At 57.6% G+C, this 17,713-nt stretch carries 11 protein-coding genes and 1 tRNA gene; 10 read left to right on the plus strand and 2 right to left on the minus strand.

The window, feature by feature from the left end; all coding sequences use genetic code 11:
• Positions 1-185: 185 nt before the first annotated feature.
• The 8 genes from PQR63_RS13825 to dnaG all read left to right on the plus strand — a co-directional run bounded on the left by PQR63_RS13825 (position 186) and on the right by dnaG (position 13,193).
• The gene (locus PQR63_RS13825; protein WP_408168473.1) at positions 186-2,927 is read left to right on the plus strand and encodes a PD-(D/E)XK nuclease family protein; all 2,742 of its coding nucleotides are present in this window, start codon (positions 186-188) and stop codon (positions 2,925-2,927) included.
• A complete protein-coding gene (locus PQR63_RS13830) occupies positions 2,924-6,319 on the plus strand; it encodes a UvrD-helicase domain-containing protein (protein ID WP_408168474.1) in 3,396 nt (1,131 codons plus the stop codon). The genes PQR63_RS13825 and PQR63_RS13830 overlap by 4 nt, the downstream gene beginning before the upstream one ends.
• Positions 6,320-6,536: 217 nt before the next feature.
• Complete coding sequence (locus PQR63_RS13835; RefSeq protein ID WP_408168475.1) at positions 6,537-7,745, plus strand: cation:proton antiporter; 1,209 nt, start codon at positions 6,537-6,539, stop codon at positions 7,743-7,745.
• Positions 7,742-8,980: a YbdK family carboxylate-amine ligase gene (locus PQR63_RS13840; RefSeq protein ID WP_408168477.1), complete on the plus strand. Its 1,239-nt coding sequence runs from the start codon at positions 7,742-7,744 to the stop codon at positions 8,978-8,980. The genes PQR63_RS13835 and PQR63_RS13840 overlap by 4 nt, the downstream gene beginning before the upstream one ends.
• A 43-nt stretch (positions 8,981-9,023) precedes the next feature.
• Positions 9,024-10,223 (plus strand): BaiN/RdsA family NAD(P)/FAD-dependent oxidoreductase, encoded by a 1,200-nt coding sequence (locus PQR63_RS13845; RefSeq protein ID WP_408168478.1) that lies wholly within the window; start codon positions 9,024-9,026, stop codon positions 10,221-10,223.
• Positions 10,224-10,399: 176 nt separating this feature from the next.
• On the plus strand, positions 10,400-10,612 hold the full coding sequence (rpsU, locus tag PQR63_RS13850; protein ID WP_005665410.1) for a 30S ribosomal protein S21: 213 nt from the start codon (positions 10,400-10,402) through the stop codon (positions 10,610-10,612).
• A gap of 299 nt (positions 10,613-10,911) precedes the next feature.
• Positions 10,912-11,361, plus strand: a complete 450-nt coding sequence (locus PQR63_RS13855; RefSeq protein ID WP_094565204.1) for a GatB/YqeY domain-containing protein — start codon at positions 10,912-10,914, stop codon at positions 11,359-11,361.
• Positions 11,362-11,384: 23 nt separating this feature from the next.
• Positions 11,385-13,193, plus strand: a complete 1,809-nt coding sequence (dnaG, locus tag PQR63_RS13860; protein WP_408168479.1) for a DNA primase — start codon at positions 11,385-11,387, stop codon at positions 13,191-13,193.
• Positions 13,194-13,411: 218 nt separating this feature from the next.
• Here the strand turns inward: dnaG and PQR63_RS13865 are convergent, their stop codons facing one another.
• Positions 13,412-13,972: a hypothetical protein gene (locus PQR63_RS13865; RefSeq protein ID WP_408168596.1), complete on the minus strand. Its 561-nt coding sequence runs from the start codon at positions 13,970-13,972 to the stop codon at positions 13,412-13,414.
• On the opposite strand from PQR63_RS13865, the gene rpoD reads away from it, so the two are divergent.
• Positions 13,887-16,112 (plus strand): RNA polymerase sigma factor RpoD, encoded by a 2,226-nt coding sequence (gene rpoD, locus PQR63_RS13870; RefSeq protein WP_408168480.1) that lies wholly within the window; start codon positions 13,887-13,889, stop codon positions 16,110-16,112. The genes PQR63_RS13865 and rpoD overlap by 86 nt on opposite strands.
• 33 nt (positions 16,113-16,145) lie before the next feature.
• Positions 16,146-16,224, plus strand: a tRNA-Ile gene (locus tag PQR63_RS13875).
• A gap of 350 nt (positions 16,225-16,574) precedes the next feature.
• Here PQR63_RS13875 and PQR63_RS13880 read toward each other — a convergent pair.
• Positions 16,575-17,696: a Fic family protein gene (locus PQR63_RS13880; protein ID WP_408168482.1), complete on the minus strand. Its 1,122-nt coding sequence runs from the start codon at positions 17,694-17,696 to the stop codon at positions 16,575-16,577.
• Positions 17,697-17,713 lie beyond the last annotated feature (17 nt).

The raw sequence follows: 17,713 nt of genomic DNA on the forward strand, positions 1-17,713 counted from the left end.
GTGCGTTTCAGATTGAAAGCCTTGTTGCGCGGGCGTTTGCCTGCGCCATGGCCTATGCGCCCGCGCATTCGGGCGGTCTCTCGCATACAATGCCGCAAAGGCATGGCCGGGTGATAGTTTTCGGCAATGCTTTTGATAGATATTTATTTTCATTTTGTTGTCCATTTTTCCCAGAATTTCACCGCATGCTTCATTCGCCCTTGCTGATCAGCCCGTCCGTCGATTTTTGGCCGCAAACCGCCGCCGCGCTGCTGGAGGCTGATCATGCGCTGGGCCAGGCCGTGCGATCCGGATCGCGTGACTTCTCCGGCTGCCAGGTGGTGGTGCCGGCGTTTTCGCACGCAGTGCACTGGCGCGCGGCGCTGGCCCAGGAGCTGACGAAGATCGCTCCCGGCACGCGCGCGTTCATCCCGCCGCGCATCAACACCATGGCCGGCTGGCTGGCCATGCAAGAACCCGAACCGGCAACCGCGGACAGCGAGCGGCTGATGCAGCTGTATGCGCAATTGCGCCAGCATGGCTGGCTCAAGAAGATGTTCACCGCGCGCCGCAATACCGATCTGCTGCCCTTGGCGCAAACACTGTTGTCGCTCTCGGACGAACTCACGCAGGCGCTGCTGCCGGCCATGGAAAAAGCGCCCGGCGATGCCGACGAGCGCTGGCAAGCCGCCCTGAATCAATTGTCGCCATCGGCACGTAGCATGCTCTCGGACGAGGCGCAGCTGGTCTGGTCGATCTGGAAGAGCCAGCTCGACGGCAACGACAAGACCGTACGTCGCTACTCCCGCATGCTGGCCCTGGCGCAGCCGCCCTTGCACGGTGCGCTGGCGCCGCTGATCTGGATCAGCCCGGTCGCGCCGGAGCCGATGGAACGGGCCTTCCTCGAAGCCTATGCCGAACACGCCGACGTGCAACCGGTCGTCATCGACTGGCGCGGCCCTGATATTCCTTTGCTCTATCAGACTGCCTGGCCGGAATTGTGCGATGCGCCATTGGCCCCGATGCCGGACGATCTGTTCGCGCCGCAGATGGATGCGCCGACCATGGCGCTGTGCCCGGCTGGCAGTCTCGAAGAAGCATCGCAACAAAGCGCGCTGATCGTGCTCGACTGGCTGCGGCAAGGCAAGAAGGATATCGCCATCGTCGCCCAGGATCGTGTCAGCGCCCGCCGCTTGCGCGCCTTGCTGGAGCGCGCCGAGGTTTCCGTCGCCGACGAAACCGGCTGGAAGCTTTCCACCACGCGCGCCGCCGCCGCATTGGCCGCATGGTGCGACGTCGTCACTTCGCGCGGCGAAACTACCGCGTTACTGGATTTGCTGAAGTCGCCGTTCATCTTCGCCGGCATGGCGGACAAGCCGGCCGCCGTGATGCAGATCGAATGGCAATTGCGGCGTCAGAACATTGCAGGCGAATGGCGCAGCATCCTCGCTGTCTTCAACAATGAATCCGCCGCTGCGGATTGCCTGAATGCCGTGGCCCGGCAAGCGACAGTATTCGAAGGCCGCAAGAGCTTGTCCGCCTGGAGCGACTGCGCCCAGCAACTGCTGGATGCGCTCGACATGCGCAGTGCATTCGAAGAAGACACCGCCGGCCAGCAGGCCCTGCAATTGCTGCAGGATCTGGGGGACGACAGTGCGCGCAATGCGGACGGCAGCGAACTGTTTTCTTTTGCTGAATGGCGCGCCTTGCTGAACCTGCAACTCGACGCCGTGACCTTCATGCCGCCGATCACCGATCGCCGCGTGGTCATGCTGCCGCTCAACGGCGCGCGCCTGCGCAACTTCGACGCCGTACTGGTGATCGGCGCCGATGCCGAGCATCTGCCCTCGCAACCGCAGGAAACACTCTTCTTCTCCAACGCGGTGCGGCACGAGCTCGGCTTGCCGACACGCCTGAGCCGCCAGCATCAGCAATTGCGCGACCTCACCGAGCTGCTGTGCGCCAATCGCGAAGTGGTCTTGAGCTGGCAGACGCACAAGGACGGCGAACCCAATCCCATGAGCCCGTGGCTGGAACGCATGGAGCTGTGCCTGGCAAGAGCCGGCATGGAGCCGATACGCGTACTGCGCCATCAACTGCCGTTGCAGCAATTGCACGCCGAGCCGGCAAGCATGCCGACGCCATCGGCACCAACGCTGCTGCCGTCCAAACTGTCGGCCAGCGGCTACAACACTTTTGTCGCGTGTCCGTATCAATTTTTCGCACTGCGCATGCTGCGCGTGAGCGTCATGGACGAGCTGTCCGACATGCCGGAAAAGCGCGACTACGGCGGCTGGCTGCATGAGATCCTGATGACCTATCACGAGACCGTGCGCGATCAAAAGACGCCGCTGGAGCAACGCGCGGCTCTGCTTGCTGCAATCTCCGATGAAGTATTCGGCAAAGCCATCAGCCAGCATCCGGCTGCACTCGGCTACGCTGCGCGCTGGCAGAAGGTCATGCCTGCGTATCTGGTGTGGGCGAATGATCGCGAAGGGCAGGGCTGGCATTTCGCCTTCGGTGAAATCGCCTTGCAGCACATGCTGGAGTGGCCGGGTGGCGGCATCGAATTGCACGGACGTCTTGATCGTGTTGACGAAAGCACCGAAGGCGAGCGCGCCGTGCTCGACTACAAGACGCGTCCCTTGCCGTCGCTGGTTACCAAGCTGAAGGACGCCGAAGATCATCAGTTGCCGTTCTACGGTTTACTGTCCGGACAAACCATGGCGGCCGCGCATTACGTCGCACTGGAAACCTTCAAGGATAAAACCGGCGACGTTGCTATTACTGCGGAGGATTTCGCGCGGCAGCAGCAAGCCTTGCAACAACAGATCAGCACCGTCATGCAGGCCGTTACGCAGGGCGCACCGCTGCCTGCCAACGGCATCGAATCGGTTTGCCAGTATTGCGAAGTACGAGGCCTGTGCCGCAAAGGAGTGTGGCAATGAGCGCCATGGAAACTACCGACAAAGATATGACGCCCATCTCTGCCTATGAGATCAACGGCCAGCCTGCTGAAGCCGCGGCCTTCACCGCAGCAGCCTGCGATCCGCGCCATTCGGTCGTGGTGGAAGCCTGCGCCGGCAGCGGCAAAACCTGGCTGTTGGTAGCGCGTATGCTGCGTCTGCTGCTGGCCGGAGCCAAGCCTGCTGAATTGCTGGCGATTACTTTCACCCGCAAAGCCGCACAGGAAATGCGCGAGCGTCTCATGGAGTTGCTGCATGAGCTGACGCTGGCGCCGGCAGACAAGGCGCGCGGCTTGTTGCTGGAGCGCGGCATCAGCGAAGCGGAATTGCCGCGTGTGATGCCGCAGGCGCGTGCACTATATGAACAGATTCTGTCGGGACAGCATGCGCTTTCCATCGATACTTTCCACAGCTGGTTTGCACGCCTGCTGCAAATTGCACCGCTGGCATCGGGCGTGCCGCATGGCTATTCGCTGACCGAAAAGAACGGCGAGCTGATGAACGAGGCTTATCGTCGCTTCATGCAAGCCGTGCAAAAGCCGGCGCAGAGCGACATCAAACAAGCCTTGCTGGAGCTGTACGATCTGGCCGGCGACAGTGGTGCCAAGCGCTTGCTGGATTCCTTCCTCGACAAGCGTGCCGAATGGTGGGCGGCGACCATGCCACCGTTGTCGTCCGACGATATGCCGCTGCAATGGCTGGAGAGTTTGTGCGGAGCGGATGCGCACCGCGATGCGCGTCTCGATGTCTGGTCGGATGAAGCGTTGAAGGCGAAGCTGTACGAAATTTCTTCCGTGCTCGGCAAAGGCGCAGTAGCCAATCAGAAGCGCGCGACCACCATCGAAGCATTGGTCACGGGCGAGGCTTCGCCGGAGAATTTCACCGCACTGGCGGCACAGTTCTATGACGACGCCGAAAAAACACGCGGCAACAATGCCCGCACCAAAGCGCTCAAGGCGGCGCTGGTCGCGCATTATGGTGTGGACGAAGAGGTCGCCGTCTCGCTGTTCGAAGAAACTTTCGAGCTGACCGGCAATGCGCTGAAACGGTTGCAACGCCGCAGCGCCGAAGGCATCGTGCTCAAGCTCAATCGTGCCTTATTCATCGCCGGTCGCGCTTATCTCGATGCGTATCAAGAAGTGAAGGCGGAACAGCGCGTATTCGACTTCGCTGACCTGGAATGGCAAGCCTATCGCCTGCTGACCAACGAAGAGAGTGCGGCCTATCTGCAGAGCCGTCTTGATGCGCGTTACAAGCACATTCTGCTGGATGAATTCCAGGATACCAATCCGCTGCAATGGAGCATCGTGCGCGCCTGGCTGCGTGCCTATGGCGGCGATGCGGCACAGCCGACGGTGTTTGTCGTGGGCGATCCCAAACAGTCGATTTACCGCTTCCGCCGCGCCGAGCCGCGCGTATTCTCGGCAGCACGCGACATGTTGCAAGAGCAGGGCGCCGCCGTGTTGCGCGCTAACCAGACGCGCCGCAATGCGACCGTTATCGTCGATGTGCTCAACACCAGTTTCACCGGACGCAATACCTTGTTCGCACCGCAAACCACGCTGGGCATGCCGGGCGGTGGCGTGTGGAAACTGCCGCTGGTGCAGGCGCCGGAGGCAGCAGAGACCGTCGCCGAAGTTGAAACTGCGGCTGAAGTGCAAACACCCATGCGCAATCCGCTGACCACACCGCGCGAAGAAGAGGATGACGCACGCCGCCGCGACGAAGGCACGCTGATCGCGCAGGCGATCTTGCAGGCACGCAGCCGGATCACCGTCAAAGGCGACAGCGGCGAACGCGCGCTCAATTGGGGCGACGTGATGCTGCTGGTGAAAAAGCGCCGCCATCTGATCGCTTATGAAAGCGCCTTGCGCGATGCCGGCATTCCTTTTGTTTCCGACAAGCGCGGTGGTCTGCTCGACTCGCTGGAAATTGCGGATCTGATCGCGCTGCTGACTTTCCTGATTACTCCCAATGACACGCGTGCGCTCACGCATGTCCTGAAGAGTCCCATCGTCGGTGCCTCCGACGACGACTTGATTGCACTGGCGCAGCGTGAAGAGAGCGACTGGTGGCAGCGCGTCCGGGCGCAGCAGCAAAGCGGCAATGCCTCGCCTGCGATTGATCGCGCGGTGCAGTTGTTGTCGCAATGGCTGGAAGCGGCACCGCATTATCCGGTGCACGACTTGCTCGACATGATCTTGCATCAGGGACAACTGGTGGCGCGTTACGCGCAATCGGTGGCGCCGGCCATGCGTACGCAGGCATTAGGCAATATCGAAGCCTTCGTCGAGCTGGCGCTCAATCTGGATGCCGGTCGTTATCCGAGTCTGCCGAAATTCATCGATGCCTTGCGCGTGCTGCAGCGTCATGCCGAGAGCGATGCACCGGACGAGGCCAGTATCGATGCTGCCGCCGACGCCGTGCGTATTCTCACCGTGCACAGCGCCAAGGGGCTGGAAGCGCCGGTGGTCGTGATGCTGGACACCAATCACAGCGACCCTGCCAACGACAACGTCGGCATCCTGTGCGACTGGCCGCAAGATGAAGACGCACCGACGCATTTCTCTGCCTTCGGACGCAAGAGCGAACGCGGGCTGGCGCGCGACCGCTGGTTCGACGCCGAAGAAGGATTCAAGCAGCAGGAGGACTGGAACTTGCTCTACGTCGCCATCACGCGCGCCAAGCAATTGCTGATCGTCAGCGGTGTGGCCAGCACGCGCGGCGCATTGGAGGGCGGCGTGCAGGAGGGCAGCTGGTATCACCGGCTGTTCGACCGCACCGGCGATGTCGCCGGCATGGAAGAAGTACATCCTGCTGCACAGCGCAACGACGAGCTTGCTGCGGCCGAGCAGATGTTTTCATTGGCATTGTTTGATCCTGTTCCGTTGCCGGTATCGATTACACCGGCGCCGGAAAATTACAGCAACGACGCCATCGAAGAAGGCGTCGCCTTGCACGCCTTGCTGGAACGCATGACCGAAGCACGTACATGGCCGCCGGTATTACCGGACGATGCCGTGATCGCACGCTGGCTGCCGTGCCCGCGGCCGCTGGCGACGACGATACGCGCTCAGGCCGCAACCATGCTGGCGCAACCGGCGCTGGAGCGGTTCTTCAATCCCGCTTTGTATCGCCACGCGCGCAATGAAATGGATATCGTGACCGGCGACGGCGTGTTGCGCTGCGATCGCGTGGTCGTGTTCGATGATGAAGTCTGGATTCTCGACTACAAGCGCAATCTGCTCGATAGCGAACGCGCTGCTTATGCGGCGCAGCTTGCAGGCTATCGCGACGCGGCGTTGTCAGTGTTTTCTGACAAGCGAATCAGGTCTGCGCTGATAACTGCCGACGGGCAATTTTGGGAACAATGATGGCGCTTTCACCATTCAAAACATAACGATCACAACATAGGAAAAAATTTCGTTTACTATAAAACTGGTTTATCTTCGAGTTCGCTCTCGAGATACTTTTCGATAAGCGTCACTTCATTTTCATCATTGCATCAGCACATACGCGTCGTGCAGGGGATATCCCGGAACAACCGACGCCGCCGGATGCACGTCAAATCTACAATTGTCAGGAGGAGCTATGCAGTGGACTCTTCCGTCTTTCGCCCTTGCGCAACCGGTTCAATGGAACGCGTTGCTGCTATTCGGTAGCTTGTTGCTATTCGGGTTGATAGCCGGTCATATCGTGTCGAAATCGCCATGGGTGCCGCGTATCACAGGTTATTTGATCGTCGGCTTCATTCTCGGCGGCGGCGGTCTGAACTGGCTGTCGGGCGATGTGCTGAGCGTCACCAATATCTTTGCCGACATTGCCGTCGCATTGGTTGTGTATCAGCTCGGGCGTTATGTCGATATCGGCTGGCTCAAGCGCGAGAAGTGGCTGCTGGCCACCGTCGGCACGTCTGCGGTGTTGTGTTTTGTATTCGTCAGTCTGGCCTTGTCCTGGTTCGGCACCTCGCAGGTACTGGCCTTGCTGGGCGGTGTGTGGGCAATTGCCACAGCGCCGGCGGTGGTGCTGGTGGTGTTGCGTGATCTGAAGGCCGAGGGCCAGGTCACACGGCGTCTGGCAACGATGACAGCGCTGAACAACTTTGTCGCGATTCTTGCTGCTTATGCATTGCTGCCGATCATCGCGCACGAATCCGGCACGCCAGTGCTGCTGCTGGTTGAAAATACCGCGTACTCACTGATCGGTTCTTTCGTACTGGCCTATCTGACGTACTGGCTGATGATGCCGCTGGCACGCTTGCTCGGACGTCAGGGAAGCCGTCAATTCGTACTGGTGATCTCTGTCATCGCGCTGGCCATCGGCGTCGCGCACGCCTTGCATTTGCCGGTGATGCTGACGATGTTGATCTTCGCGATCTTGTCGAAGAATCTTGATCGTCAATACGACTTGATGGAGTTGGAGTTTGGCGTCGCCAATGAATTGTTCGTGGTGATGCTGTTTGTGACAGTCGGCGCCTCGATGCGTCTGGCAGATCTCACCATGGTCGGCTGGTCAGTGCTGATTCTGATCGCTGCACGGTTTGTGGCGATGGGCTGCGGCGTATTCGTCTTTGCCCGTTTTGCACGCATGAACTGGAAGCAGGCCGGCTTGCTCACGCTCGGCACCTTGCCGATGACGGAAGCGGGGCTGGGGCTGATGCAGACAATTTCGAGTCTGTATCCCCATACGACCGCCGATGTGGTGCCGTTGCTGGCGGGTTGCCTGATCGTGCTCGAATTGTTTGGCCCGGTTGCCACACAATTCGCCTTAATCAAATCTGGTGAAAGTGGACGCGAATGACAACTACACTTATCCAAGAAGACGACCTGGTCGCGGAAGCCGCCGCCGGTTCGCACACGCACGCGGTTGGTGACACCAGCAGCGCAGGCATCCTGCCGTTCACTTCGTCGACGCCGTTCACGATGGGCATCGAGCTGGAGCTGCAGCTGGTCAACCGCCGCAACTACAATCTCGCCAGCGATGCCGTCGATCTGCTGACCTGGATCGCGCCGCGCGATCTGCAAAAGCAGATCAAGCTGGAAATGACGCAGGGGATGATCGAGCTCAACTCCGGCATCCACACCCGTGTCGACGATCTGATCGAAGAGCTGAAGGGCTTGCGAGCAGCATTGAATCGCGGTGCGCAGCATCTCAATATCGACGTCTCCGGCGGCGGTGCGCATCCCTTCCAGCATTGGAATGAGCAGCGCATCACGCCGAGCGAGCGCTTCTTTCATCTGCATGAAAAATATGGCTATCTGGCGAAGACCTTCACCGTGTTCGGCCAGCACATCCACATTGGCGTTCCCAATGGCGACGATGCGTTGTACCTGACGCATGCGTTTTCGCGTTTCGTGCCGCACTTCATCGCGCTGTCGGCGGCGTCGCCGTTCTATCAGGGTGCGGATACCAAGTTCGATTCGTCGCGCAGCAACGTGGTGCGCGCCTTCCCGTTGTCGGGTACGGCGCCGGTGCAGACCAAGTGGAGCGAGTTCGAAACCTATTACGACGAGTTGCTGCAAATGGGCATCATCGGCAGCATGAAGGATTTTTACTGGGATATCCGTCCCAAGCCCGAATACGGCACCGTCGAAATCCGCGTCTGCGACACGCCGCTGACCATCGAGCATGCGGCGCATCTGGGCGCCTATGCGCAGTTGCTGGCGCGCTGGATTCTGACTGAGCGGCCGTTTGAGATTCGCGATGATTTTTATCTCTTGTATCAGTTCAACCGTTTCGAGGCCAGTCGCTTTGGATTGAACGGCATGCTGGCTTTACATGGCGAGTCGCCGGCGACTTCGAGTAAACTGCCGATCTTCGAGCATTTGTTGCTGCAATTGCAGTTGTTGCAGCCGTACGTGCAAAATGAGGTCGAACTGATTACCCTGAAGCGCTTGCGCCATATGGCACACAACCGGCTCAGCGATGCCGGCTGGCTACGTCAGGCATTTACCCAGCGCGGCTCGCTCAACGATATGATGCGCATGTCGTCCGAGCTGTGGATGGATCAGTCTCCGCCTTCTTACTTCCAATAATGCCGTTTGCTTTCGCCAGTAAAGCAAGTTGGCGAAAGCAAACATGACAACACCATTCGATGTAGCAGTAATCGGCGCCGGCGCCGCCGGCATGATGTGCGCCGCTGTGGCCGGGCAGCGCGGCAAGTCGGTCGTGCTGATCGACCATTCCGCCAAGCTGGCCGAGAAGATCCGCATCTCCGGCGGTGGCCGCTGCAATTTCACCAACATCGGTGCGACGCCACAGAATTTCCTCTCGCAAAATCCCCATTTCTGCAAAAGCGCCTTGTCGCGCTACACGCCGCAGGATTTCCTCGCGCTGGTCAAACGCTACCGCATCGGCTTTCATGAGAAGCACAAAGGCCAGTTGTTCTGCGACGACACCTCCGACGACATCATTGAAATGCTGAAAGCCGAGTGCGATCTTGGTCACGTTGACTGGCGCATGCCCTGCGGTGTGGCCTCGGTCGGCAAGGATGGGGACTTGTTCCGTCTGGAAACGGACAGCGGCGAAATCCTGGCCCGCCACGTCGTCATCGCCACCGGCGGCTTGTCGATCCCCAAGATCGGCGCTACTGATTTCGCCTATCGCATCGCCAAACAATTCGATCTGAAGCTGGTTGAGCCGCGCCCGGGCCTGGTGCCGCTGACTTTTGACGGTGCCGGCTGGCAGCCGTTTGTCGATCTGGCCGGCATCGCGCTGGAAGTGGAGGTCGAAACCGGTGTCAAGAAAGAGCGAGGCTATTTCTTGGAAGACTTATTGTTTACACATCGCGGCCTGTCCGGCCCGGCGATTCTGCAGATTTCCAGCTTCTGGCAGCCGGGCGCATCGCTCACGCTGAACCTGCTGCCGCAGATCGACGTTGCCGGAACCTTGATCGAAGGCAAGACCACGCTCAAGAAGAACCTCGGCAACCTGCTGGCACAATGGCTGCCGACGCGTCTGGCGGACGGTTTGCTCAAAGCCAATGGCTTCGACGGCGCGGCGCGCATTGCCGACATGCCTGATAAAGAGCTGCGCAAGCTGGGCGAAGCGCTCAACCGCTGGACCATCAAGCCCAACGGATCGGAAGGCTACCGCAAGGCGGAAGTCACCATGGGCGGCGTCGACACGCGCGAGCTGTCGCAGCAAAGCATGATGGTCACCAAGGTGCCGGGCCTGCACTTCATCGGCGAGGCGGTGGACGTCACCGGTTGGCTGGGCGGCTACAACTTCCAGTGGGCCTGGGCTTCCGGCGTGGCGGCGGGGCAGTCTATTGAATAAGCTGGGGTGTGCCTGTGGGGGTGTATGTTTCCTGCACGCATCCCAGATCCTTGATTTATTTGAGTTTTTTGTGTGGCGGGTGGAAAAAAGCCACGCATTAGCTTCCATTTGGTGTCGCGGTCTGCTAAAATCGCGTTCTTTCCGTATCTAACCTAACCTCTTTGGTTTGAATCTACATGACCACTATTCGTCTTAAAGAAAACGAGCCGTTCGAAGTCGCCATGCGCCGCTTCAAGCGCACTATTGAAAAAACCGGCCTGTTGACCGAGTTGCGCGCGCGCGAGTTTTACGAAAAGCCGACAGCAGAACGCAAGCGCAAGCTGGCAGCTGCAGTGAAGCGCCACTACAAGCGCATCCGCAGCCAACAACTGCCTAAGAAGCTGTACTAAGAAATTCCCGTCGCGCTGCCTCGTTACAGGGTGCGCGCGACCATGTAAAACCCGCTCTGGTAAAGCACCACAGCGGGTTTTCGCATTCGTAGGCCGTCGCTAAGCTACTGCGCGAACCGGCATGCGGTCTGCGATGCTCGCCGTACTTTCGTACGACTGCGCTTCTCGATCCACATGTCGGTCCTGCTCGCTACGCTTATCGACGGCCTACGTGGTCTCATCCAAGTCCTTCGTTACTTTTTGCGGCTGGGATTTGAGGCTTATGCTAGTCTGAAAAATCGCTATCTCTGGAGAATGCAATGGGTCTGAAAGAGCAAATCACCGAAGACATGAAGGCCGCGATGCGCGCCAAGGAAACGGCCAAGCTGGGTACGATCCGTCTGATCACGGCTGCGATGAAGCAAAAAGAAGTCGACGAGCGCGTTGAGCTCGATGACACGATGGTGCTGGCGATCATCGACAAGATGGTCAAGCAGCGTAAGGATTCCATCAGCCAGTTTGAAGCCGGCGGTCGTCAGGATCTGGCCGATATCGAAAAAGCGGAGCTGGCCATTCTGGTCACTTACATGCCTGCCGGCCTGTCCGACGATGAAATCAAGGCCGAAGTGCAAGCCGCCGTCGCCGCCACCGGCGCAGCGGGTCCGCAGGATATGGGCAAGGTCATGGGCGTTCTCAAGCCGAAGCTGGCCGGTCGCGCCGACATGACTGCCGTTTCCGCACTGGTCAAGGCTGCCTTGACCGCTGCCTGATCTTGTCAGGACGCTAATTCTCTGTGATCCCACAGTCGTTCATTCAGGATTTGCTCAACCGCGTCGATATAGTCGATGTGGTTGGCAAGTACGTGCAGCTCAAAAAGGGCGGCGCCAACTTCATGGGCCTGTGCCCGTTCCATAACGAAAAATCGCCGAGCTTTACGGTTAGTCCGACCAAGCAGTTTTATCACTGCTTCGGCTGCGGCGCGCATGGAACGGCCATCAGTTTCCTGATCGAATATTCCGGCCTGGGCTTTGTCGAGGCGGTCAAAGACCTCGCACAAGGCGTGGGCATGGTGGTGCCGGACAATGATGACCGCATCCCGCCGCAACAGCGCGCCGAGCAGCAGGCCAAGAGCATGGCCTTGTCGGATGCGATGTCGGCGGCCTGCGATTTTTATCGCCAGCAGCTGCGTGCCGCGCCGAATGCAGTCGAGTATCTGAAAGGCCGCGGGCTGACCGGCGAAATCGCCGCCAAGTTCGGTCTGGGCTATTCGCCCGACGAATGGGACAGTCTGCGCAAGGTGTTCCCCGATTATGAGGTACCGGCGCTGGTCGAAGCCGGCCTGGTGATCGACAAGAGTGAAGAAGAGGGCGCCCAGCGCATGGGGCGCAAGCGCTATGACCGCTTCCGTCATCGCGTCATGTTTCCGATTCGCAATACCAAGGGCCAGGTCATTGGCTTCGGCGGCCGCGTCATGGACGGTGGCGAACCAAAGTACTTGAACTCTCCGGAAACGCCGCTATTTCAGAAGGGTAGCGAACTGTACGGTCTGTTCGAAGCGCGCCAGGCGATTCGCGAAGCGGGTTATGTGCTGGTGACTGAAGGCTATATGGATGTGGTGGCGCTGGCGCAGCTGGGTTTCCCGCAGGCGGTGGCGACATTGGGTACGGCGTGTACGCCTATCCACGTGCAAAAGCTGTTGCGCCAGACCGACGAGGTGGTGTTCAGCTTCGACGGCGACTCGGCTGGCCGGCGCGCTGCGCGGCGGGCGCTGGATGCCTGCCTGGTGCATGCCTCGGATAACAAGATCATCAAGTTCCTGTTCCTGCCGACCGAGCACGATCCGGACAGCTATGTGCGCGAAATGGGCGCCGAAGCGTTTGAGCAGCAGATTAAAGAAGCGATGCCGCTGTCGCAGTTCCTGATCAAGGAAGTGGTCGGCGACAATGATATGACCACGCCGGAAGGTCGTGCGCGCGCGCAGTTTGACGCCAAACCGATGTTGCAGGCATTGCCGCCGTCGTCCTTGCGTCTGCAGATCGTGCGCAGTCTGGCGCAGGTCACGCAGACCTCGCCGGCGGAGATTGAAGCCTTGTTCGAGCTTGCCAAACCGGTGGTGCAGACCACTGCACGCCGCGCGCCGCCGCCAAAAAGCAAGCGCATGGCGCCGGTCGGTCTGGAGCGGCAGATTGTGCGCCTGCTGGTGGCGCATCCGGCACTGGCAGCGGATCTTGACGATGCCGCGATGCAAGCCATCGCCCGTCAGGCGCCGGATCGGGCCGACATGCTGTCACAACTGGTTGAGGCCTGCCGCAGCATGGGCGAGCAAGCCAATTTCGCCACGCTGGTCGAGCTGTTGCGCGACGTCGGACCAGATTTTGAAAGCCTGATTGCCGAAATTGCTGCGGAAACCGAGTCCGAATTCGATGTCGTCCGGCAAGAAATGGCCGGCGCTGTCCGCCAAACCAAGATGCGCGGCGTTGAAGATGAGATGGAACAATTGGCAAGTACCGGACTCAGGGACGATACGGCACGCAGCCGATATCGTGAATTGATGCAGCAAAAAGAACATCTGAAGCGTCTTAGCGGCGCTGAATTCAGTTGAGAATCAAGTCGGGCGTACTCTGCAGAATGCTAGATGTTGTGTAGGATTAGCTTGATCTTGGGGAGAAACACCCTATATATGGTATAATCTAGGGCTTTAGTTCCGCGGCGAAACATACTCCGTGATGCGGAAAAGATTCATTGAACCATCGGTCCATAGGGCGATTTACAGCACATAAGCTATCGCATGGACACAGCAGAAAGCAGGGGACGAAAGATTTAGGAACGTTGCGCGGTCAGTCCGTGTCTACCGAATATATCGGATACGGGTTGCATGAAATACATGGTTTGATTGGCGCGATGAGGTAACTCACTTGGCTTTGATTCTATGGCAAATGCAATGAAGAAAACCGCAAAAACTCCGACACCTTCCGCAAAAAACATCAAGCCGGCCACCAAGCCGGCAAGTAAATCGACCCCTTCGGTATCTGTAACACGATCGGTCCCAAAGAAAGCAGCTGTTGCAAAGCCCACCGGCAAAGTAGCAGCAACGGCAGTAAAGGCGGTAACGTCGCCAGCGAAAGCTGCAACGGCAGCGGCGGCGAAAAATTCCAGTGCCAAAACTGCTCCCAAAGCGGTTCGCGCTGCAGCGCCAGTGGTAGCCAAACCGGCAGCCAAAGCGACTGCGACGCCAACGAAGAAGAACTTATCTGAAGCCAACGTAAAGACGGCTTCTGTGCAATCGAAAGCTTCTGTGACAACCAAGAAACCTGAACCGAAAACCGCTAAGCCTGCCGCCAAAGCAGCAGCCAAGAGCGAAGCCAAAGACGTCAGCGTCATGATCGCGCCTGGCGTAAGCCAAACGACTGATGCCGCTGTACTGGCAGCCATTGATACGTCCGGCTACATTTTGCCGTCCGTCAAGGTGCCTGGCCGCCGTGGCCGCAAGCCAAAGGAATTCCAGCCTGAGAACGACGAAATCGCCGCGCTGAACGCGGTTGAGCGCGCCGAACTCAAAGCTGTCGACAAAGCCAAAGCCAAGGACCGCAAGGCCAAGGAAAAGGCTCTGCTGAAAGACGCGTTCTCGTCCGACACAGAAGCAACCGAAGAAGAACTCGAACGCCGTCGTCAAAAGCTCAAGACCCTGATCAAACAAGGTAAAGAGCGCGGCTACCTGACCTTCTCCGAAATTAACGATCACCTCCCGGAAAACATCGTCGATCCGGAAGCAATCGAAGGCATCATCGGCACGTTCAATGACATGGGCATCTCCGTGTATGAACACGCGCCTGATGCGGAAACATTGCTGCTGTCCGACAACGTCGCCAACGTCGCCAGCGACGACGACGCTGAAGCCGCTGCCGAAGCAGCACTGTCGACCGTCGACTCCGATTTCGGCCGTACCACCGATCCAGTGCGTATGTATATGCGCGAAATGGGCTCGGTCGAACTGCTGACCCGCGAAGGCGAAATCGAAATCGCCAAGCGTATCGAAGACGGACTGAAGGACATGATCCAGGCGATCTCGGCTTGCCCGACCACCATCGCTGAAATCCTGGTTGCTGCCGACAAGATCAAGAACGACGAAATCAAGGTCGACGAAATCGTCGACGGTCTCGTCGACATGAGCGAAGGCGAAGTCGTTGTCGCCGCCGCTGCGTCTGATGAAGAGGAAGACGAAGAGGACGAAGAGGACGAAGAAGAAGAGGAAGAAGAAGGCGAAAGCAACGCTTCCGGTGCAGCCGGCTTCTCCGCTGAACAGCTGGAACAGCTCAAGCGCGACGCGCTGGGCAAGTTCGCGACCATCTCGACCCAATTCGACAACATGCGCAAAGCCTTCGAAAAAGAAGGCTACAACTCGAAGCCGTATGTCAAGGCGCAGGAAATCATTTCCAACGAGTTGCTGGGCATCCGCTTCACCGCCAAAGTCGTTGAAAAGCTGTGCGACACCTTGCGTGCACAAGTTGATCAAGTGCGTCAGATCGAACGTCAGATCCTCGACGTCGCCGTCAACAAGTGCAACATGCCACGCGCGCATTTCATCAAGGTTTTCCCAGGCAACGAAATCAACCTGGACTGGGTTGATGGCGAAGTCAGCGCCAACCACGGTTACAGCGTCGTGCTGAGCCGTAACGTTCCTGCTATCAAAGAACTGCAACAAAAGCTGATCGACCTGCAAGCGCGCGTCGTGTTGCCGCTGCCAGACCTGCGCGGCATCAACAAGAAGATGGGCGCCGGCGAGAAGAAGGCCCGCATGGCCAAGCGTGAAATGACCGAGGCCAACCTGCGTCTCGTGATCTCGATCGCCAAGAAGTACACCAACCGCGGCCTGCAATTCCTGGATCTGATCCAGGAAGGCAACATCGGTCTGATGAAGGCAGTGGACAAGTTCGAATACCGTCGCGGCTACAAGTTCTCGACCTATGCGACATGGTGGATTCGCCAGGCAATTACCCGTTCGATCGCCGACCAGGCGCGCACCATCCGTATTCCGGTGCACATGATCGAAACCATCAACAAGATGAACCGCATCTCGCGTCAGATCCTGCAAGAAACCGGTGCAGAACCTGATCCGGCAACGCTGGCCATCAAGATGGAAATGCCGGAAGACAAGATCCGCAAGATCATGAAGATCGCCAAAGAGCCGATCTCCATGGAAACGCCGATCGGTGACGACGACGATTCGCATCTGGGCGACTTCATCGAAGACAACAACACATTGGCCCCGGCCGATGCAGCGTTGCACGCTTCGATGCGCGGTGTCGTCAAAGACATCCTCGACTCCCTGACACCACGCGAAGCCAAAGTGCTGCGCATGCGTTTCGGTATCGAAATGTCGACCGACCACACGCTGGAAGAAGTCGGCAAGCAATTCGACGTCACCCGCGAGCGTATCCGTCAAATAGAAGCAAAAGCGCTGCGCAAGCTGCGCCATCCATCACGCTCCGACAAGCTCAAGAGCTTCCTGGAAGGTAACTAAGTCAGACCGGGACACACGTCCCGGTTGGACTCAGGCCCCCTAGCTCATGCTTGGTTAGAGCAGCGGACTCATAATCCGTTGGTGCCGTGTTCGACTCACGGGGGGGCCACCAAGATATAAGCGGGCTCACACTTTATTGTGTGAGCCCGTTTCTTTTTCGATTGCCGTTGAGTTGCGAGATTGAAATTAAAAGCGCGAAGAAGGCTGGAGTCGACTCTTGAAATATCTGTTGAAATGAAAAGGTTGAGTCTTAGGTCTTTCTAATTTGTGCTCTTTATCTAGTTAGTCGCTTAAATATTGAGGTCATTAGCGATCCATATAGGTTGCCAAAATGACTATTGCAACTCGACATTTTTTTTGCGTTAGGCGTACCTAACACAGTAGAGTTTTTGTTAAGTAAGCTTAACGCAAAATAATTTGTGTTAGGTATGCCTAATGCAAGCTATGTTGCATTAGGTGTGTCTATTGCACCTGAACGATGTCACGCCCCTCTGCAATATTAAGTAATTCACCTAAGACATAAATATGGGGCGAACGACCGGAGCCAGGTCGAAGTATTTGAATAAGTGAGAGATCGGATAGCGTTTTAAGAATACTGTTAGCTGTAACTCGATTTCCAATACCCGAACGGGTCGCAAAGTCTGTTGAATTGAGAATAGGTTTTTTGAAAAAAGCATCCAATGCAGGTACTGCATATTGCGATCTGGTCGCTTCGATAAACTTATCCTTCAGCTGATTATATAAAGCATGAATTTTATGGGCTTTTGAGAGATTCAAATCAGCTTGTGTCAATACTCCATTGGTAAAAAACTCCACCCACCCTTGCCAGTCGTTTCTATCCGTAATTGCCAGCAATCGATCATAATATTCTGCACGATTCGCCTCAAGATATTCTGACAAGTAGAACATCGGCCGGGATAGCAGCTTTCGCTGATACAACACTAGTGGGATTAACATCCTGCCAATTCGGCCATTACCATCTTTAAACGGATGGAGTATTTCAAACTGCGCATGAATAACCGCGATTTGTAATACTGGATCTTCGTCGGCATTCCCAATGTAAGTCTCCCACGCCTCCAGAGCTTGAGGTAACACAATGGGATTCGGGGGAACGAACCGAGCATCTTCCATGGTTGAGCCAGCTCTACCGATCCAATTTTGATCGACTCTAAATTGGCCAGGTGTTTTATCTTGTCCTCGAACGCCTTGCATCAATGTTTGATGAACCTCTTTTATAAGAGACAATGAAATTGGTCGATGAGCCATAGCAGCTTCTGCACCGAAGAGGGCGCTACGATAATTCTTGACCTCAACCATGTCCGCTTGCCGCTCAGGCGACGCCTCTATGCCACCATCTTGTTGCAGAACTTCTTCTAATGTCACCTGGGTGCCTTCAATTCGCGAAGAAAGAACGGCTTCATTTGTCGTTATGGGCGAGAGCAAAACTGCAGGATTGGGTAAGGATCGCAACAACCCATCGTAGCGTCCAAGAGCGGCATTCGCTCGACTAAGAAGCGGCATGATCTTCCGCCAGTCCAGATCAATGGCATTCAATTGTGGTGGAATGCACGGTGTTTTTGGCATGATCGTTAATGTGTGGA

The sequence above is a fragment of the Herbaspirillum rhizosphaerae genome (genome assembly GCF_046025915.1).
GTDB classification, from domain to species: Bacteria; Pseudomonadota; Gammaproteobacteria; order Burkholderiales; family Burkholderiaceae_D; genus Herbaspirillum; species Herbaspirillum rhizosphaerae_A.